We start from the raw sequence: 19,418 nt of genomic DNA on the forward strand, positions 1-19,418 counted from the left end.
CCTTCCGAGCCGCCCTGAACACCGGCCACCGGTGCCCGGGCGCGGACCGGCACGCCCCGAAAGGAATCCCATGAGCACCGCCGCACACGACCTCCTCGAAGAGATCCGGCTGATCTGGGCCGAGGTGCTCGACCAGGAGGACGTCCCGGTCGACGAGAACTTCTTCGAGGCCGGCGGTGATTCCCTGCTCTTCATCGTTCTCCTGGAGCGGATCAACCGCCTGACCGGCCGCGAGATCGAGGCTGCCGAGCTGTTCGACCACGCCACCGTGGAGGCCCAGGCCGAGTTCCTCGCGGGCCTCGCCGCCCCGCAGGCCGGGGAGGACGCCGCCGGCGACGCGGCCGAGGGGCGCGGCCGGCTCCTGGCCCGCGGCCGCTGAGGCGGGGTAGCGAAGGCGTGAGCCGCGACACCGACATCGCCGTCGTCGGCGCCGGGTGCCGATTCCCCGACGCGTCGAATCCGCAGGAGTTCTGGCGCAACCTCGAGGACGGCACCGTCTCCGTACGGGAGCTCTCCGACGCGGACCTGCTGGCCGCCGGGGTGGAGCCGGAGACCTGGGCCGATCCCGGGTTCGTCCGGAAGGCCGCCCGGCTGTCCGGGGCCGCCGACTTCGCCGGGGAGTTCTTCGGCTACTCCCGGGCCGAGGCCGAGGCCGTCGACCCGCAGCAGCGGCTCTTCCTCGAAGTGTGCTGGGAGGCCCTGGAGTCCGCCGGTCACGGAGCCCGTTCCGGCACGGCCACCGGCGTCTTCGCGGGCAGCCACGCCGGGCCGTACTCGGCACGGCTGCTGGCCGCCACGGCGCAGCGGGACGGCTGGCCGGCGGCGCTCGGCGACCTGCCGCTCCACCTCGGGGGCCTCGGGGACTTCATGGCCGCGCGCGTGGCCTACAAGCTGGGCCTGCGCGGCCCCACCGCCGGCGTCCAGGCGGCCTGCGCCTCGGCCCTGTACTCCGTGCACTACGCGGTCCTGAGCCTGCTCGCGGGCGAGTGCGACCTCGCGCTGGCCGGGGGCGCCACGGTCCTCGAACCGGAGACGGGCTACCGGCGCCGCCCCGACGGCAGCCTGTCCGCGGACGGCTACTGCCGCTCGTACGACGCGAGTTCGTCGGGCACGTTCTACAGTTCGGGCGTCGGTGCGGTGGCGCTGCGCCGGCTGCCGGACGCCCTGGCGGACGGCGACCCGGTCCTCGCGGTCCTGCGCGGCACCGCCGTGGGCAACCACGGCTCGGATCGCGCCGGCTTCACCGCACCCAGCGCGGCGGGGATCGCCTCCGTGGTGCGCCAGGCCCTGGACGTCGCCGGGGTGAGCGGCCACCAGGTGGGCTACGTCGAAGGGCACGGCGTCGGCACGCCCATCGGGGACCGCCTGGAGATCCGCGGGCTCACCGCGGGCCTGGGCCCCGGAGTGCCGGCCGGCCGGATCGCGCTCGGCTCGGTCAAGGCCAACATCGGGCACACCGGGCCCGCCTCGGGCCTCGCGGGGCTGCTCGGCGCCGTCCATGTGGTGCGCACCGGCCGGCTCGTGCCGCACCCGCTGTTCAAGGAGCCCCGCGAGCCCCAGGCGTTCGCGCAGAGCCCGTTCCACGTGACGACCGAGCCGCGGCCCCTCGCCGGGGAGGAGCGGTTCGCTCTGGTCAACAACATCGGCTTCGGCGGCAACAACGCGGTCGCCGTGGTCGCCGCGCCGCCCGCACCGGTGCGCCCCCCGGCGCCGGAGCGGCCCGTCGTGCGCCTCGTCCTCTCGGCCCGCAACGGCGCCGAGCTGGACTCCGTGGCACGGCGGCTGGCCGACGTCGCGGAGTCCGGCGCCGTACCCGCGCAAGACCTCGCCCACACCTTGCGCACGGGCCGCCGGGCCTTCCCCGAGCGGCGCGTGGTGGCCGTTCCCGCAGGCCGCCCCGCCCGCCTCGCCGCCGCCCTGCGCGACGCCACCGACCCGGCCGTGCGCTCGCGGCGGGCCGGTCCCGCAGGCCTGTTCGCGGTCGTCGTGGCGGCCGGTGACGCGCCCGGGGCGGACACGCTCCTCGACCTGCTCGCCACCGTCTTCCCGCGCCGCAGCGCCCGCTACGACACCGTCGCGGACGTGCCCGAGCGGGCCTTCACCGTCCTGGTGGGCGACGGCCTCGACCCGGGCGGCCGCACCGGCCCGGTCGCACGGCTGGCCGCCTGCCCCGCGGACCTCGCGGAATCCGTCGAGGAGCTGGCGCACGAGGCCTGGCTGCACGGCGTCGACGTCGACTGGGCCGCCCTCGCGGGCCGCCGCGGCCGGCGCGTGCCCCTGCCCACCTACCCCTTCCCGCGCGAGCGCTACTGGGCCCTCGACCACTTCCCTGCGCAGGCGGGCCGCCAGGCGGCCGCTCCCCTGCCGCCGGACGGCGGGTCCGGCCCCCACCCAGCACAAGGAGAACCCGCATGACCGCCCGTACGCTCTACGCCTGGTTCCAGGAGGCGGTGGACCGGTACCCGGACCGCACCGCCGTCGAGGTGCAGGACGCCTCGTACACCTACCGCGAGCTCCACGCCCAGGCCGAGGCCCTGGCCGAGCTCCTGGTGCGCGAGCACGGCAAGGCTCCCGAGCGGGTCGCGCTGCTCGCCATGCGCAGCCACGTCGCCTACGCCGGATACCTCGCCGCGCTGCGCCTGGGCGCGGTCGTGACCCCCCTCAACCCGCGCTTCCCCGTCACCCGCAACCAGGCCACCTGCGACCTCGCCCGGGTCGACGTGGTGCTCGTCGACGAGTCCGGCGCGGCGCAGGTCACCGACCCCGGGGGCTGGTCGGGGCACCAGGTGATCACGCTCACCGCCGCGGATGTGGCCGAGGCCAAAGCCGGCGGCGGCCTGCCCGCCTACCGCGGCGACCCGGACGACGTGGCCTACCTGCTGTTCACCTCGGGCTCGACGGGCCGCCCCAAGGGCGTGCCGATCCGGCACCGGAACGCCTCCGCGTATGTCGCCCACTCCGTGGAGCGCTACGACGTGCGGCCGGGCGACCGCGTCTCGCACACGTTCGACCTCACCTTCGACCCCTCGGTCTTCGACCTCTTCGTGACCTGGGCGGCGGGCGCGACGCTCGTGGTGCCGCAGCGCACGGAGCTGCTCACGCCGGTCGACTACCTCATCGGCCGCCGGATCACCCACTGGTTCTCCGTGCCCTCGGTGGTGACGGTCAGCCGCAGCCTCGGCAAGCTGTTCACCGGCGTGTCGGACACGCTGCGCTACAGCCTCTTCATCGGTGAGCAGCTCACCCTCGAACAGGCCGCGGCATGGCGGCGGATCGCGCCCGGCGCTGTGATCGGCAACGTGTACGGCCCCACCGAGCTCACCGTGGCCTGCGCCGGCTACGAACTGCCCGCGGACCCGGAGCAGTGGCCGTCGACCTCCAACGACACGGTGCCCATCGGCCCGGTGTACCCCTTCCTGGAGTGGCTGGTCCTGGACGAGGACGGCCGCCCCGCCGAGGACGGCGAGCTCGTGGTGCGCGGCTCCCAGCGGTTCGCCGGCTACTACGCCCCGGAGGACGACGCGGGCCGGTTCGTGTCCGTCGAGGAGACCCCCGGCGGCCCGGTGGCGACCGTGTTCGACGGCTCGGGCGAGCTGACCGACGCGCACTACTACCGCACCGGGGACCGGGTCCGCCTGGAGAACGGCGCGTGGGTGCACCTGGGCCGGCTCGACAACCAGGTCAAGATCCGCGGCTACCGCGTGGAGCTCGGCGAGATCGAGACCGTGCTGCGCCGCCACCCCGGCATCGACCAGGCCGTCGTCGTCGTGTCGCCGCAGGGCCCGGGCGCGGGCCTCGTCGCCTTCCACACCGGCCCCGAGGAGTTCGGCCGCGGCGCGCTGAGCACCTGGCTGCGCAAGAAGCTGCCCGTGCACATGGTGCCGCAGCAGTACGAGCACCTCGACGCGCTGCCGCTGAACACCAGCGGCAAGGCCGACCGTCCGGCACTGGTCCGGATGCTCGCCGAGCGCGCTACCCGGGACGAAGGGTGACGGAACCGATGGACTTCAGCCTCTTCTACTTCGCCAACGACAGCGCGGGCGAGGACGGCGGCAACCGCTACGAGCTCCTCCTGGAGGGCGCCAGGTTCGCCGACCGCAACGGCTTCACCGCGGTGTGGACGCCGGAACGGCACTTCCACGCCTTCGGCGGCACCTACCCCAACCCCTCGGTGACCGGCGCGGCCCTCGCGGCGATCACCGAGCGCGTCAAGATCCGCGCGGGCAGCGTGGTGGCCCCACTGCACCACCCGCTGCGCATCGCCGAGGAGTGGTCGGTCGTCGACAACATCTCCGGAGGCCGCGCGGGCATCTCGGTCGCGTCCGGCTGGCACGCCACGGACTTCTGCCTCAACCCCGGGGCGTACGAGAACCGGAGGGAGAGCCTCTTCGACCGGGCGGCACAGGTCCGGAAGCTGTGGCGCGGCGAGCCGATGACCGTCACGGGCGGCACCGGCGACGAGGCCGACGTACGGATCTTCCCGCCGCCGGTGCAGCCCGAGCTGCCGGTGTGGATCACCAGCGGCGGCGACGCCCGCACCGTGCAGGAGGCCGGCAAGGGCGGGTACGGCCTGCTCACCCACCTGCTCGGCCAGGACCTCGACCAGCTCGCCGAGAAGATCGCCCTGTACCGCAAGGCCGTCGCCGAGCGCCCCGGCGCGGACGGCTGGCCCGGCCACGTGGCCCTCATGGTGCACACCTTCCTCGCCGAGGACGACGACGCGGCGCGGGAGCTGGTGCGCGCCCCCATGTCGGCGTACCTGCGCAGCTCGCTCGGGCTCATCCTCGGCGGCTCGAAGCTGGAGAACGCCCGCAGGATCGACCCGTCCAAACTGCGCGAGAAGGACATCGACTTCCTCGTGGAGCGGGCCTTCGAGCGCTACTACGACGACGGCGGCCTGCTCGGCGGCGTCGACAAGTGCCGCGCGGTGGTGCAGCGGCTGCGCGACATCGGCGTCGACGAGATCGCCTGCCTCATCGACTTCGGCCTGCCCACCGCCGACGTCCTCGGCGGCCTCGACCACCTGGACCGGCTGCGCCGGCTCAGCTCCGACGACACGGAGGGACCGCGATGACCACCGCGCACGACGGCGGGGAGCACGCGGTGCGCCCCCTCCACGAGACCTTCGCCGCCGCCGCGGCCACCTGGCCCGGGCGCATCGCCGTCAGCGACGGCGAACGCCGGCTGACCTACGCCGAGCTCGACCGCGCGGCCAACCGGCTCGCCCACCGGCTCGTGGCGCTCGGCGCGGGCCCGGAGCAGCTGGTCGCCCTCTCCTGCGCGCGCACCGTCGACCTGGTGGTCGGGGTGCTCGGCATCCTCAAGGCCGGCGCCGGCTACCTGCCGCTCGACCCGCGCTACCCGCTGGAGCGGCTGCGCTCCACCGTGGCCGACGCGGGCTGCCGCCTCGTGGTCGGCGACGAGGTGCCCGAGCTGGGCCTGACCGTCGTCGCCCCGGCGCGGGACGACCTCGCGGACGAGCCGGACACCGCACCCGCCGTCGGCCTGCGGCCCGAGCACGTCGCGTACGTCATCTACACCTCCGGCTCCACCGGCAGGCCGAAGGGCGTCGTCGTCAGCCACGCCAACGCGGCCCGCCTGTTCACCGCCACCGAGGCGGAGTTCGGCTTCGGACCGGACGACGTGTGGACGATGTTCCACTCCATCGCCTTCGACTTCTCCGTGTGGGAGCTGTGGGGCGCCCTGCTGTACGGCGGCCGGGTCGTCGTGGTGCCCTACGAGCTGAGCCGCGACCCCGAGGCGTTCGTGCGGTTGCTCGTGGCCGAGCGCGTCACCGTGCTCAGCCAGACGCCCTCCGCGTTCCGGCAGCTGGCCACGGCCGCCGAGGCGCTCGGGTTCCCCGGGACGGCGCTGCGCACGGTGGTCTTCGGCGGCGAGAAGCTGGAGCCGGCCACGCTCAGGCGCTGGGTGGAGCAGTACGGCGACGACCGGCCCCGGTTGATCAACATGTACGGCATCACCGAGACGACCGTGCACGTCACCCTGCGCCGCATCACCCGCGCCGACCTCGACGACCGGCGCAGCCCCATCGGCACCCCGCTGGCCGACCTCACCCTGTACGTGCTCGACGAGGAGCTGCGGCCCGTCGCCCCGGGCGTGCAGGGCGAACTGTACGTGGGCGGGGCCGGCGTCGCGCGGGGCTACCTGAACCGTCCCGAGCTGACCCGGGAGCGCTTCCTGCCCGACCCGTTCACCCCCGGCGGCCGGCTCTACCGCACCGGCGACCTGGCCGAGCCGGGCGCCGACGGCGAGGTGTACTACCACGGGCGGGCCGACGGCCAGGTCCAGCTGCGCGGCTTCCGCATCGAGCTGGGCGAGATCGAGGCGACCGTGCTCGGCCACCCCGACGTCCGCGAGGCCGTCACCGTGGTCCGCGAGGACGAGCCCGGGCAGCAGCGCCTCGTGTGCTACTGGGTCGGGCGCGGCGGCGCGGGGCCGTCCGGCGGACTGCCCGCCGACGGACTGCCCGCCGCTCTGCGGGAGTTCACCGCCGGGCTGCTCCCCGCTCACATGGTGCCGTCCGCGTTCGTACCGATGACCGCGCTGCCGATGACCCCCAACGGCAAGCTGGACCGCGACGCGCTGCCCCGTCCCGAGACACGGGTCATGCCCCCCGCGGGCCCGCTCCGGGCCCCCGCGGACAGCGTCGAGGAACAGCTCGCGGCGATCTGGGCCGAGGCGCTCGGGGTGCCCGCGGTGGGCACCGACGACAACTTCTTCGCCATCGGCGGCGACTCCATGCGCGCCATCCCGATGGTGGTGCGGGCCAAGGAGGCGGGCCTGCCGGTCACGGTGGTGGCGCTCTTCGCGCACCCGACCGTGAGCGCACTGGCCGCGTACTGCCGTGCCCAGGAGGCGACCGCCGCGCAGGCCGAGGAGAGCGGAAGCGCCGGGGAGAGCGGGAGCGCCGGGCAGGCCGGAGGTACCGGGGACAGGGGGAGCGCCGGGGAAGCCGGAGGCACCGCTCCCGAAACCGCCGAGGACCGCTTCCTCGCCGGTGCCCCCGACGACGTCGAGGCCGCCTACCCGGCCTCCACTCTCCAGCAGGGCATCATCTTCCACTCCAAGATGAGTGGCGATCCGACGCTCTACCACGACCTCGAGAGCGTGCGCGTGCACGGACCGCTCGACCTCGGAGCGCTGCGGCGCGCGCTGGACGCCCTCGCGGGCCGGCACGAGATCCTGCGTACTTCCTTCGACCTCGGCAGCCACCGGCAGGTCGTCCAGTACGTGCACGCCGCGGCGGAGATCCCGCTGACCGTGGTCACGCCCGCCGCGGGACTCGACCCGGACGCCGCACTGCGCAGCTGGTGGCAGGAGCAGTGGCAGGAACGCTTCGACTTCACCCGGGCGCCGCTCCTGCGCTGCCACGTGCTCCGGCACGGGGACGAGGACTTCCACCTGGCGGTCTCCACGCACCACAGCATCCTGGACGGCTGGAGCTTCGCGCTCCTGATGACCGAGCTGCTCACCGGATACGACCGGGAAATGATGGGCCTCACCGCGTACGCCGACGACGCGCGCCCCCTCCCCTACCGGGAGTTCGTCGCGCTGGAGGCCCGCGAGGCCGGTTCGGGCACGGCCCGGGAGTACTGGACACGGCTGCTCGACGGGGCCACCGCCACCCGGCTGCCCGCCCCGTCCGGGGCGCCTGCCGCGGGCGGGGCAGCCGACGGCGGCGGCCGCGCGCCCGAGCGGGACGTCACCGTGATCCTCCCGCCCGAGCTGGTGGCGCGGATCGGCGAGCGGGCCGCCGCGCTCGGCGCCCCGGTCAAGAGCGTCTTCCTCGCCGCCCACCTGCTGGCCCTCGGCCGGGTCGCCGGAACCGAGGACGTCGTCACCGGCGTGGTGTCGGGAGGCAGGCCCGAAGCCGCCTCGGCGGAGGAGACCCTCGGCCTGTTCCTCAACAGCGTGCCGCTGCGCGTGGACCTGGCGGGCAAGGACCCCGCCGGCCTGGTCGGGGCGGCCTTCGCCGCGGAGCAGGAGATGCTGCCGCACCGCCGCTACCCGCTGTCCCGGATCACCCGGGACGTCAAGGCCACGCCGTTCGAGGTCCTGTTCAACTTCACCAGCTTCGGCGTGGTGGACACCCTGGACGACCTCGTGCTCCTCAAGACGGCGGACTGGTGGCTGAGCGACCGCAACAGCTTCCCCGTCTCCGTGGAGATCGGCCGCCACACCGGCAGCGACCAGTGGCGGCTCGACATCACGACCGACCCCGCGAAGGTGGCCGCCGGGGCCGCGCAGGAGCTGGCCGTGGCCCTGGAGGCCGCGCTGTGGGAGCTCGTCTCCCCGTGACCGGCCGATGGATCCGCACCCTGGGCACGGCGGCCGCGGACGCGCCGCGGCTGCTGTGCCTGCCCCACGCCGGCGGGTCCGCCGGCTTCTTCCGGCCGCTGGCCGGGGAGCTGGCGGCCCGGGGGGCGGCGGAGGTGCTGGCCGTGCAGTACCCGGGCCGTCAGGACCGGCTCGCGGAGCCCGCGTTCACGTCCCTGCACGACTGCGCCGACGCCCTGCACGCCGCGCTCGCCCGGGAGGTGCCCGACGCCGCCGGCCGGCCGCTGGTGCTCTTCGGGCACAGCATGGGCGCCGTACTCGCCTTCGAGCTGGCACTGCGCCTGGAGGCCTCGGACGGGCCGGGCCCCGCGGCCGTGGTCGTCTCGGGGCGGCGCGCCCCCTCCGTGCACCGCGAGGAGACGCCGCCCGGCGACGACGAGCTTCTCGGCGAGATCCGGGCCATGCACGGCACCGACGCACGCGTCCTGGAGAGCGCGGAGCTGCTCCGCCTGGTCCTGCCGGCCCTGCGGGCCGACGTCCGGGCCGCGCTGACCCACCGCCCGGACCCCCGGGCCGTCGTGGCCGCTCCGCTCGCCGCCTTCACCGGGGCCTTCGACCCCACGACGACGGTGGCGGACGCGACGGCCTGGCGCGCCCACACCGAAGGCCCGTTCACCCTGCGGGTGTTCGCGGGCCACCACTTCTACCTCGGCGACCGGGTCACCGGCCCGGCCGCGGCACTCGAAGAAATCCTGGAGGACACCGTGCGCCACCGCACGAACACGGCCGCGCCCGAGACGGCGCGGCCATGAGCGGAATCGTCGATCTCGATGTGCGCTTCCCCCGCGGCCGCGCCACGGTGGAACAGATGCGGCTCGCTTCCGGGCTGCCCGCCGAGGAGATCCGCAAGATCACCCTGTGCGAGGAGATCCCGGTCCTCGGTCCGGACGAGACCGCCTGGGAGATCACCCGGGACGCGGCGGCCGCGGTCCTGGACCGGACCGGCGTGGACCGTGCCGCGATCCGGCACGTCCTGTACGCGGGTTCGGGCGTCTGGGACCGGCCCGCCTGGTCCCCCGCCGCGAAGATCGCACACGAGCTGGGCATCGACCGGGCGCACTGCTTCGAGGTGGGCAACTTCTGCAACGCGGGCATGACGGCGCTGCAGATCGCCTGCGAGAAGTCCCGGTCGCACGGCGGGTACGTGCTCGTCCTGCTCGGCGACCGGCTGGGCCGTCTCGTCGACTACCGCGACGCGACCACCCTGCCCCTGTTCAACGCGGGCGACGCCGGTGGCGCCGTCCTCGTCGGGCCCGACGGCTACGCGTACCGCCACTTGCACGCGGCCATGCGCACCGACGCGAGCTGGGCCGACTTCTGGGGCGGGGAGCAGGGCCCGGACGGGCCTTCGTTCCGGTACCAGGGCGGACGCCAGGGCCTGTCGACGGCCTACATGGAGAACTTCGAGGCCCTCGCGCAGCAGACCCTCGACGCGATCGACCGCAAGCGCGGCGACATCGCCTACCTGCTCATCAACCAGGGCGACCGCAACATCCAGTCGCGCCTGCTCACCGCGCTCGGCCTGACCGAGGAGCAGAGCGTCTTCACGTACGGCCGGCTCGGCCACATGGCGAGCAGTGACACCGTGATCTGTCTGAAGGAGCTGGCTGCACGTGAGGAACTGCAGCACGGCGATCTGATTCTGGTGGCGTCCAGCGGCATGGGCTTCAGCTTCGGCGTCACCGCGCTCGAATACTGTGCGGAGGGTGCCCGATGAGCACGGCCCGGACCATAGCGGTCGTCTACGACAAGGGCGCGGTCGCGCCCGCCCAGTTCGCGGCGGGCCTGTCCGGCCTCGGCGAGCTGCTGTTCCTGCTGCCCGGCTCGGCGCACAACGAGGAGATGCGGCCCCTGCTCGAACAGGTCGGGCGCACCCTCCGGCTGACCGGCGACCCGGAGACGGACATCGCCGCCGTCCGGGCCGAGAACCCGGCCGCGGTGCTCACCTTCGCCGAGTCGCAGCTGACCACCACCTCGGCCCTGACCTCGGCGCTCGGCCTGCCCGGCCACTCCCCCGAGACGACGCTGATGCTCATCGACAAGGCCCGCCAGCGGGCCCGCCTCGCGGAGACCGGGGTGGACCGGGTCCGCAGCATCGCGCTGACCTCGGCCGACGAGTGGCCGCGGGTGGCCGCCGAGGTGGGCCTGCCCGCCATCGTCAAGCCGCTGCGGGGCGAGGGCAGCCGGGGCGTCTTCGTCGTCGCGGACCCGGAGGAGGTGGAGCGCCTGGTCGCCGAGGTGTTCGTGACCGCGGACGCGACCGGCACCACCGTGGTCGCCGAGGAACTGCTCCAGGGCCGGACCGGCCTGGACTTCGGCGACTACGTCTCGGTGGAGAGCCTGTGCGGGCCGCAGGGCATCACGCACCTGGCGGTCACGGGCAAGCTCCCGCTCGCGCCGCCGTTCCGCGAGACCGGCTACTTCTGGCCGCCGGCCCTGCCGGACGGGCTGGAGGACGATATCCGGACCCTGACGGGGGACGCGCTGCGCGCCCTCGGGGTCACCAACGGCCTCACCCACACCGAGGTCAAGCTGACCCCCGACGGGCCGCGGATCATCGAGGTCAACGGCCGTATCGGCGGCCACATCCACCAGCTCGGCCAGGAATCGTCCGGCGTCGACCTGGCCCGGGTGGCCGCGCTCCTCGCCCTCGGCGAGCAGGTGCGGCTCCCCCCGCTCCGCCCGGACCGGGTGCACTTCGTGTTCATCGGCCTCGCGCCGGTGGAGCCCGCCCGGCTCGTCGCCGTCCACGGCGAGGACGACGTGCGCGCCCTGGACGGCATCGCGGGCTACCGCGGCTTCACGCGCATCGGCGAGGAACTGCCCGGGGGCGTCAACACCCAGATCCTGTACCTGGTGTGGGGCAGCGGCGCCGACCACGCGGAGATGGCCGCGCTGTACGACAAGACGCTGTCCGCACTCGCCTACGACTTCGCGTTCGCCGACGGGACGACGCGCAGGGTCACCCCGGCCGAGCTGCTGCGGTGAGTTCTCACAAGACGTTCCGCTGGGAGGAGACCCCGTGACCACGCCGACGCAGACGGCCCGGGCACCGATCGGTGCGGCCGAGTTCCGCGACGCCATGGCGCACCTGGCGGCGCCGCTGACCATCATCACGACCGCGGACGCGGCGGGGCGCCGCTGGGGGTTCACCGCCAGCGCGGTCACCTCAGTGTCCATGGAACCGCCGCTGCTGCTCGTCGGGATCGCCCGCACGTCCAGCTGCCACCCGGCCCTGACCTCGGCCCCCGAGTTCGTGGTGAACCTCCTGGGCGCCGAACACGCCGCCACGGCGAGGACGTTCGCCCGCAGCGGCGTCGACCGCTTCGCGGCCGGCGGCTTCGAACCGTGGCCGGGCTCGGACCTCCCACTCCTCACGAACGCCCACGCGGCCTTCCTGTGCCGCCGAGCGGACGTCCTCCCCGCCGGCGACCACGACCTGCTCATCGGCGAACTCCTGGAAACCCGCTCGGGGGGTGGCGGCGAGCCGCTGCTGTGGTACCAACGAGAATTCCGCACACCTGCGGGGCGGCCGGCTCAGTAGCCCGCAGGACCGCCTGACCGGGGCCGGGAGCCCTGGGCCCGGTCAGGCGTCCTTCGCGGCGGGTTTCAGGATGGCTACGCGCTCCGCGTGGTGGGTCATCGGACGACATGAAGACGGAAACGATCAAAGAATTCGCAGGTCAAAAGCACACTGGCAGCACCGGCCAGACGTACGTGCGTCAGACGTGCGTCAGCCTCCCCGTCATGCGACGGCCAGATACCCCACGCTCAAGCTGGCTGGGCGAGCAGTACTGCACGGCCGTTTTTTCCCCCCCGCTCGGCCCCCCCTGCTGTGAGCGACAGACTTCCGTCCAGCCGCGGCCCGCAACAACATTTCGATAGCGCCATCAGCACCGTGAGGTGGGATGCGCGACAGTATGTGATGCACGCCGCCCGGTCCCGGAGCGGCCGTCAGCGACGCTGAGCATGAGTGGATGGGTGCTCAGCAGCTACGAGGAGCCGTACAACCCTACCGAAGGCCGGGATGCCCTGTCAGTGGCGGCTGCGAGACTGACACAGCACGGCGGCACGTCCCGGCGCGGTGCATGCCCGGGTCTGCGTCCCGGAGAATGACCTACGAGAAGACCCATTCACCGAGTCCACCGAGACAAAGAGATCAGGAAGGATCGGGAAGAAAGCCCCATGACGACCGACCTCGCCGACCTGCTCGGCACTCAGGAGACCTCCGGCCTGGAGTTCAAGCGCAGCGCAAAGAAGCCCGAGGTGATTCGGCGCGCCGTCTGCGCGATGGCGAAACGACCTGGCCGGGGTCGGGGGCGGCGACATCCTGGTGGGGGTATCCGACAGCGGGGACCCGGTGGACGAGGTCGATACACGCGACCGGACGCTGCTGGCTCTCACGGACATGAGGGACGACGGCCTGATCCTGGATCGACCTTCCATGACCGTCTCCGTGGCGGTCTACCGAAGCAAGCCTGTCGTCCGAATCCGGGTTGAGGCGTCGTCGACCGCACCCGTCCGCTTCGACGGGATCGTCTGGGTACGTCCTGGGCCCACCACGCGCAAGGCGAACCGGGACGACGAGCGAGTGCTCACCGAGCGACGCCGCGCAGCCGACGGCCCCTATGACAGCCGCCCAGCAGCCGGTTCCGGACTGCGGGATCTGGACCTGGAGCTGTTCCGGTCGGCCTATCTGCCGGCAGCCGTCGGGCCCGAGGTATTGGAGGAGAACGGGCGACCGGTGGAACAGCAGCTCGCCTCTCTACGGCTCGCCACGCCCGACGGCACGGCGACCGCGATGGGACTGATCGTCGCCGGGTACGATCCGACCGCCTTTCTGCCTGGCGCATATGTGCAGTTCGTGCGCTACCAGGGGAGCGACCTGGACGCACCGATCGCGGACGAGCAGGAGCTCCGGCACAACGTGATGGCGGTCGCAGACCGTCTGGAAACGGTGCTCCGCGGTCACCTCCATACGAGGATCGTCGAGGCAGGAGGCTTCCGAGAGGAGCAGCGACCCGACTACCCCTTGGAAGCTCTTCGGGAGCTGTGCATGAACGCCATCATGCACCGCAACTACGAGACGTCCTACGCCCCGGTGCGGGTGGCCTGGTTCGATGACCGGATCGAGGTGACCAACCCCGGAGGTCCGTATGGGCAGGTCCGCAGCGACAATTTCGAACGTGTCAACGACTACCGAAACCCCTCCCTGGCCGCGGCGATGAAGTCCCTCGGCTACGTGAACCGCTTCGGCCGCGGTATCGGGCGCGTGCGCGCCGCACTCGCCCGCAACGGGAATCCGCCGGCGGGGTACCTGATCGACGACTCGTCCTGGTCCGTCACCCTGAGGAGCGCGCAGTGATCTCGATCGCCCTGTTCAACAACAAGGGGGGCGTCGGCAAGACCACCCTGGCCTACCACCTGGCTCACATGCTCCAGCGGCAGGGAGCGCGGGTGCTCTCCGTGGACCTGGACCCGCAGTCGAATCTCACTGCGGCCATCCTGGACGAGGAGGAGCTGGAGCAGCTGTGGGGCAATGACTCAGAGCTGTTCGCGCAGAACGGCTATCCGGAGCAGCGCAAGCTGTTCACCCGCACGGAGAACCAGCGCACCATCGCGGACGCCGTTCGTCCCATCCTCGAAGGCACGGGCGACATCTCACCGGTCGCCCCAGCTCTGGTGAACGAGGGGTTGTGGCTCCTGCCTGGAAATCTCGAGCTGAGCTCGTTCGAGGACAAGCTCTCCGCCGCCTGGCTCAGTGGATACGCGGGCGACGTCGCAGCGATCCGCACCACAACAGCCTTCCACCGCATCATCGAGCACGCCGCGGCCGCCGTTGAAGCAGACATCGTGCTCATCGACGTCGGCCCGAACCTCGGCGCCATCAATCGGGCTGCCCTGCTCGCTGCCGACGCCGTACTCACGCCCATGGCCGCCGACCTGTTCTCGTTGAAGGGTCTTCTCAACCTGGGGCCCACCCTCCGCGAGTGGCGTGCGAACTGGCAGGGGTTGGTCAGTCCGAAGATCCCCGCAACCATCTCGGCCCCTCGGGCGACCATGGCTCCGCTCGGCTACGTGATCAGGCAGCCTGAGATGCGCCTCGACCGTCCGGTCCGGGCCTTCCAGCGCTGGCTGGCGCGGATTCCGTGGGTGTACGGCACGGCCGTGCTCGGCCATGCATCCTGGCCTGACGAGGACCGGTCGTACGAGATCGCGACCCTGCGCAACTACCGTAGCCTGATGCCACTCGCACACGACGCCCGCAAGCCCATGTTCGACCTGCGAGCCGCCGACGGCGCCCTGGGGAGTACGCAGAAATACGTGCAAACCTGCTACCAGGAGTTCAAGTCACTCGCCGAGCAGGTCCTCTTGCGAGTTGAGTCCCTGCCGCGCGCGTAGCCTCGCTCGTCCCAGGTCACCAACCTGTAGAAGCCAGACTCCCGTGCCGTGATCCGCCCCGTCACCACGGCAACCCGCGTCAACCTCCCCATCCACCCCAAGGAAGCGACGAACGGCGGGCACGGCACACTCCCGCGCGCCAGCGGCTTAGCCCGTCCGGCGAGTCGAATTTCAGGCTCTCCTGCGGATGGATCCGTGGCTGGCTTTGCCCATGGCCCGTCGTGCCACCCTTGGCTAACACGGATTCCACAGCGCGCTCGGCTCATATCGCAACTGGTAGGAACGAACCCCAGCTCCGTTCATGCGGTAGATGGTGATCGCGCTCAGGAATTGTGACTTGATCTCCGAGGTGCGCTGCCGCTCTTTTTCCTCGACTCCGCTGATCCACTGCTCGATGTGCTCCGGCAACTTAAAGGTAAGCCGGTAGGCACCCTCATCAGCGCCCCATGGAGACAGAGTCCACTCAGCAGCCTCACCATGCCCAGTCCGCCGGAGCCGAACCGAGTGGTCCGGACTGGCATCGGCGTACTTCAAGAACTGCTGTTTGTCATCGGCGGCCAGTGGCAGGATGAACGGAGCAGCGGGGAATCCCAACAGCAGCTCGGCCTCACTGTGCTCCTCGAGCACAGCAACGAAGTCCGCGAGGAGCTGGCTGGCCACGCCCTCGAACTGCGTCGCGCTGGTACCCACTTCAGGCAAGAGGTCGGCGGGGCCCATACCCAGAGCTTTTCTCAGCTCGTTCCGCATCCAGGACACGGGGAAGGACCTCAGGTGGTACGTATTCTGGGCGTCGAACAGCGCACGCGCCGTTGCGTAGAGCGCGTTGCGGAGCCAGTCGAAGGACTCACCCGACAGGTCTACGAGTGATATCTGGTGAGCCAGGGCATACTTCTGGGCGTCGGTGGTGAAGCCGTTGGCTGAGAACAGGGCGTACGAATATTGGTAGCGCTGGCGAGGACGGGTACTCGGCAGGGTCATGAAGTTCTCGTTGACGTCGTGAAGCACTCCGTGGGCATTGCGCACGACCTCCAGCCGACATGGCGTGCGGTAGAACTTGGCCTCCAGGAACAGTCGGATCGGCAGCGAAAAGGCCGGCGTGAAGGCGAACTCTCCCAGCACATCCACCTGATGCAGAGCACCACGCCCACGGACCCGGAGCGTGTTCCCTTCTGAAACGAGCTCTACCGGATCCTGTTTGGCGTCGACCAACAGCCGGTAGCCGCTGTGCCGAAGCAACCAGGCCAACGACTCTTCCAATAGATAGCCCCTCAACGTGGCACGCGTGGCCATGTCGCCTTCCTCCAGTCAGTCTGCCGAGTAAACGGGGAATCAGTCCGTGATCATCTCATCCTGCTACTCCTGCGCCGCGCCAGTCTTGTCAATGGACACCCGCCCTCTACCAAACCACTGACACTAGACAGTGCAGTCCGAGCTGGACGCGTTCACAAGCTCAGTTCTGTGAATCGGCGGGGTATGGGATTGTCAACTCGTGCTCCTCCAGGCTGCGCAGAACCGCTGTGCCATTTGCTATCTGGTTGAGCAAGAACAGTTCCCGCGTCCGGCAGTCCGGACACAAACTGACCATCGCCAATGGCCATAGATCAATCGGTTCGCCTGGCGGAGTGCCGTCGACATAGACCCTCTCCGGCCGCAGGGGATGGTTGATCGGCCGACTCAACGGCTCCCAACTCGGGTGACTCCCTCGTAGCCTCAGGCCCACAGCCTGGAAGGACGACTCGTCGAGGTATTCGCAGCGCTCGACCCAAAACCAGTCGGTGCTCGACAGCCAGTTAACCGAGCTGAGAGCTGAGACCACAGGCGGTTCGAGTTTTTCGACGTCCTCGTCGAGTTCGTGGTCCCTACGCACCCCGTGAGCGTGGTGGAAACCGTTACGAAGGTCCTTGATTTCCTTCAGAAGTGATTGCGTGACGTTGTGTTCGTGGAGTGCGATGAGTTCCGGCAGCTGCGGAGCGGGGACCTCATCCAGGAATCTTTGAATGAGCGTGGTCCAGGTGCCAAAGGTCGCCCCTTGACTGAACGATTTGCGTAGAGATCTGGTGAAGCTCCCGTGGTGCGCAATGAGTTCACGCAGGACGAGGATACCCAGGGTGCGTGCCGTTCCTTCGCCGAGCTTGAGCAGTCCGTCCTTCCGCTCGGCTGAGTGGGTGCTCACGCGGTAACGCCGCGCGAGAGCGGCTACGTGAAATGGATAGCTCGCCTCCGCCCGCCACACAGGGTCGTCGAAAGGGCGCGCCAATTGTCCCGCGAGGTGCGCCTCGCGGGCGGAGGTGTGAAAGGCAGGCAGGTCGTCGGCCTGGCCCCGGGCAATCCGGCTATGAACTTGGCAACCCTGGCGGTTGTTCATCAACTCGGCGAAGGCCCGCGCATTCCAGCGGCCCGGTCGAGTTGAGGGCAACGGGCGAGAATGCCGATGAGCTGTTGGGCCTGGTCGGTACTCACGCTGTCGGGGTGGCGGGTGATCCAGTTGGTGACGTCTCGCACCGAGGGCTGCTTGCGGGGTGCCTCGTCGTGAGGAAAGGCTTTGCGGAGCTGTCGGACGTACTTGCGGACAATGGTGCTGTCGCCCTGGTAGCCGCGGTCACAGAGTTCGGCGAAGAGAGGGGCGGCGTTCGAGCAGCGCTCACTGCTGGCTCTCCTGGGCGGGAGGGAATCACGACGCCCTCCGTCCTCAGTCCGGCAGTGCCGACGGTACCGGCCCGGTCGCTTCGTTGGAGGCGCTGCGGTTCAGAGGGGACCACCCGTACGACAAGAGCCGCGACGGGGGCGATCTCTGGGCTAGATCCCGCGATCCACGAACAGTGACCGGCGCCGCACTCACTGGGCATCGACCCCACAACGGAAGTCGGTGGGGTTTCGCCGCTGAGTGCTTCTTCTCCCGCCGTGGGTACGCTGAGAGTGGGTGTTCTTCATGGAATGGCTGACACGGCTGCCTGTGATCGCACGGCTGATGCGTACGCACGTGTGGCGATCGTACGAGCGGCTGGCCACGGTCCACTGGGCCCGGCTCGCCGCCGCCATCACGTTCACCAGTTTCGTCGCGCTTTTCCCTCTGATAACCGTCGGGGCGGCTGTGGGCGCGAAGCTGCTGAGCGAGGACCAGCTCGGGAAACTCCAGGACAAGATCGCCGAGCAGGCGCCGGGGCTGTCCGGCCTGCTGGACCTGGACAGTCTCGTCGCTCACGCCGGAGCCGTCGGGCTGATCGCGGGCGTGCTGTTGCTCGTGGTCGGCATCAACTGGGTCGGCGCCCTGCGCGGGTGCCTGCGCGCGGTGTGGGAGAGGGAGCAGGACCCGGGGAATCCGTTCCTGCTCAAGCTCAAAGACGCCTGTGTGCTGGTGGGTCTCGGCGTGGTCGGGCTGGTCGCGATCGGCAGTTCGGTGTTCGCGAACGCCGCGGTCGGCTGGGCCGCCGGCAAGGTCGGGATCGAGGGCGGGGCAGGACGGGCGCTGCTGTTCCTGGCCGGCCTGGCCATCGCCCTGCTCGTCGACTTCCTGCTGCTCGTCTACCTGCTCACCCGGATGCCGCGGGTCCATCCAGGCCGACGCGAGGTCGTGTTCGCCGGGCTGATCGGTGCGGTCGGCTTCGAACTGTTCAAGTGGTTGCTGACCGGCTACTTGCAGGGTGTCGCGGCGAAGAGCATGTACGGCGCTTTCGCTGTACCAGTCGCCGTGGTCTTGTGGATCAACCTCATGGCCAGGCTGCTGCTGTACTGCGCCGCTTGGACGGCGACAGCGGTGCCATCCAGCGAGCCCGCGGATGATGAGAGCCCCGGGCTCGGAGGCAGCCCCGCGGTCGGCGGCGCACAGCGGACGGAGTCCAACGACCGCGCACCAGCCCCGCGCCACGCGCCGCCTCCAGCGCACGGCCCGTGATGCCGAGCGCGGTAGCGGGCCAGCGCAGCTGGCTGATGTGTTCGACTTGACCTCACCTGCGCCCCTTCAGCGCATGTGACAGGCGCGGCAGCTCCTCGTGCAGAACGCGGCCGGCCATCGCACCGCCGAAGGCGACAATGCCTACGCCGACCAGCCAGAACTGGAGGGCCAGGACAATTCCGAACGCGCCGTAGGGAACCGCATTGGATGCGATCAACGGCGAGAAGACCATCCGGGAGAAGGCCCTGAGACCGAGCTGCCGGCCACGGTGACCTCCGCGCCGGGCAACAGGGCACGCCACCGAACCCGCACGCCGAGCAGCGTGCGCTGCGACCACCAGACGAACAGGACGGCGCTCGGGGACTCCTGCCGCAGCGTGGTGGTCGCGGAGGCGAAGAGGTATGCGACGAGGACGACGAGCCACACCACGTGCCGCCATCTGGCCCACCAGCGGGCCGCGGAGACAACGATCAGCAGCGGCACCAGCGTGAGGAATCCCAGCGCGGCGAAGCCCAGAGAACGCCGGCCCAACTGGAGATCGCTGCTCCGCCTCCAGCCTCGTCCGACAGGTGAACAGCTGATCACGGAGCGCAGCCGTCCGGACAGAGTTGGACGGCCGGCAGCGCTGGAAGGCTTCATCGGCATGCCCGTCGACTACCACGGTCGATACCGTCACCGCGCGAGGGCGCGACGCAGAGGTTCCCCGATAGCCTGGAAGGGCAAGAGGCCACCGGCCCCAGCGGGCAGCGACTGCTCGTGGGACGGC

At 71.0% G+C, this 19,418-nt stretch carries 14 protein-coding genes and 1 pseudogene; 12 read left to right on the top strand and 3 right to left on the bottom strand.

Going from position 1 to position 19,418, the window contains the following annotated elements; all coding sequences use genetic code 11:
* Window positions 1–70 precede the first annotated feature (70 nt).
* The 11 genes from ACFPP6_RS14540 to ACFPP6_RS14590 all read left to right on the top strand — a co-directional run bounded on the left by ACFPP6_RS14540 (window position 71) and on the right by ACFPP6_RS14590 (window position 14,760).
* Window positions 71–379 carry an acyl carrier protein gene (locus ACFPP6_RS14540; RefSeq protein ID WP_382041379.1) on the top strand — a complete coding sequence of 103 codons (309 nt, stop codon included), beginning with the start codon at window positions 71–73 and terminating at the stop codon, window positions 377–379.
* 17 nt (window positions 380–396) lie between these two features.
* Window positions 397–2,415, top strand: coding sequence for a beta-ketoacyl [acyl carrier protein] synthase domain-containing protein (locus ACFPP6_RS14545; protein ID WP_382041382.1), 2,019 nt, complete (start codon window positions 397–399; stop codon window positions 2,413–2,415).
* Complete coding sequence (locus ACFPP6_RS14550) at window positions 2,412–3,992, top strand: amino acid adenylation domain-containing protein (protein WP_382041384.1); 1,581 nt, start codon at window positions 2,412–2,414, stop codon at window positions 3,990–3,992. Before ACFPP6_RS14545 ends, ACFPP6_RS14550 begins: the two co-directional genes overlap by 4 nt.
* An 8-nt stretch (window positions 3,993–4,000) precedes the next feature.
* Window positions 4,001–5,074, top strand: a complete 1,074-nt coding sequence (locus ACFPP6_RS14555; protein WP_382041387.1) for a MupA/Atu3671 family FMN-dependent luciferase-like monooxygenase — start codon at window positions 4,001–4,003, stop codon at window positions 5,072–5,074.
* Complete coding sequence (locus tag ACFPP6_RS14560; RefSeq protein WP_382041390.1) at window positions 5,071–8,319, top strand: amino acid adenylation domain-containing protein; 3,249 nt, start codon at window positions 5,071–5,073, stop codon at window positions 8,317–8,319. The genes ACFPP6_RS14555 and ACFPP6_RS14560 overlap by 4 nt, the downstream gene beginning before the upstream one ends.
* Window positions 8,316–9,110, top strand: a complete 795-nt coding sequence (locus tag ACFPP6_RS14565) for a thioesterase II family protein (protein WP_382041393.1) — start codon at window positions 8,316–8,318, stop codon at window positions 9,108–9,110. The genes ACFPP6_RS14560 and ACFPP6_RS14565 overlap by 4 nt, the downstream gene beginning before the upstream one ends.
* The gene (locus tag ACFPP6_RS14570; protein ID WP_382041396.1) at window positions 9,107–10,075 is read left to right on the top strand and encodes a 3-oxoacyl-ACP synthase III family protein; all 969 of its coding nucleotides are present in this window, start codon (window positions 9,107–9,109) and stop codon (window positions 10,073–10,075) included. The genes ACFPP6_RS14565 and ACFPP6_RS14570 overlap by 4 nt, the downstream gene beginning before the upstream one ends.
* Entirely contained in the window at window positions 10,072–11,346 is a 1,275-nt protein-coding gene (locus ACFPP6_RS14575) for an ATP-grasp domain-containing protein (protein ID WP_382041399.1), read from the top strand. The genes ACFPP6_RS14570 and ACFPP6_RS14575 overlap by 4 nt, the downstream gene beginning before the upstream one ends.
* A gap of 34 nt (window positions 11,347–11,380) precedes the next feature.
* Window positions 11,381–11,902, top strand: a complete 522-nt coding sequence (locus ACFPP6_RS14580; RefSeq protein WP_382041402.1) for a flavin reductase family protein — start codon at window positions 11,381–11,383, stop codon at window positions 11,900–11,902.
* Window positions 11,903–12,718: 816 nt separating this feature from the next.
* Window positions 12,719–13,723: an ATP-binding protein gene (locus ACFPP6_RS14585; protein ID WP_382041405.1), complete on the top strand. Its 1,005-nt coding sequence runs from the start codon at window positions 12,719–12,721 to the stop codon at window positions 13,721–13,723.
* Complete coding sequence (locus tag ACFPP6_RS14590) at window positions 13,720–14,760, top strand: ParA family protein (RefSeq protein WP_382041407.1); 1,041 nt, start codon at window positions 13,720–13,722, stop codon at window positions 14,758–14,760. Before ACFPP6_RS14585 ends, ACFPP6_RS14590 begins: the two co-directional genes overlap by 4 nt.
* A 234-nt stretch (window positions 14,761–14,994) precedes the next feature.
* Here ACFPP6_RS14590 and ACFPP6_RS14595 read toward each other — a convergent pair whose 3' ends face one another.
* Window positions 14,995–16,050 (bottom strand): hypothetical protein, encoded by a 1,056-nt coding sequence (locus ACFPP6_RS14595; RefSeq protein ID WP_382041409.1) that lies wholly within the window; start codon window positions 16,048–16,050, stop codon window positions 14,995–14,997.
* A gap of 160 nt (window positions 16,051–16,210) precedes the next feature.
* Window positions 16,211–17,125 (bottom strand): hypothetical protein, encoded by a 915-nt coding sequence (locus tag ACFPP6_RS14600; RefSeq protein ID WP_382041411.1) that lies wholly within the window; start codon window positions 17,123–17,125, stop codon window positions 16,211–16,213.
* A 564-nt stretch (window positions 17,126–17,689) separates the two neighbouring features.
* Between ACFPP6_RS14600 and ACFPP6_RS14605 the strand changes: the two genes are divergently transcribed.
* Window positions 17,690–18,652: a YihY/virulence factor BrkB family protein gene (locus ACFPP6_RS14605; RefSeq protein ID WP_382041785.1), complete on the top strand. Its 963-nt coding sequence runs from the start codon at window positions 17,690–17,692 to the stop codon at window positions 18,650–18,652.
* A gap of 52 nt (window positions 18,653–18,704) precedes the next feature.
* Here ACFPP6_RS14605 and ACFPP6_RS14610 read toward each other — a convergent pair.
* Window positions 18,705–19,297 (bottom strand): annotated as a pseudogene (locus ACFPP6_RS14610) (hypothetical protein).
* Between the last annotated feature and the right edge of the window lie 121 nt (window positions 19,298–19,418).

Source organism: Streptomyces aureoversilis (genome assembly GCF_042657885.1).
GTDB classification, from domain to species: Bacteria; Actinomycetota; Actinomycetes; order Streptomycetales; family Streptomycetaceae; genus Streptomyces; species Streptomyces aureoversilis.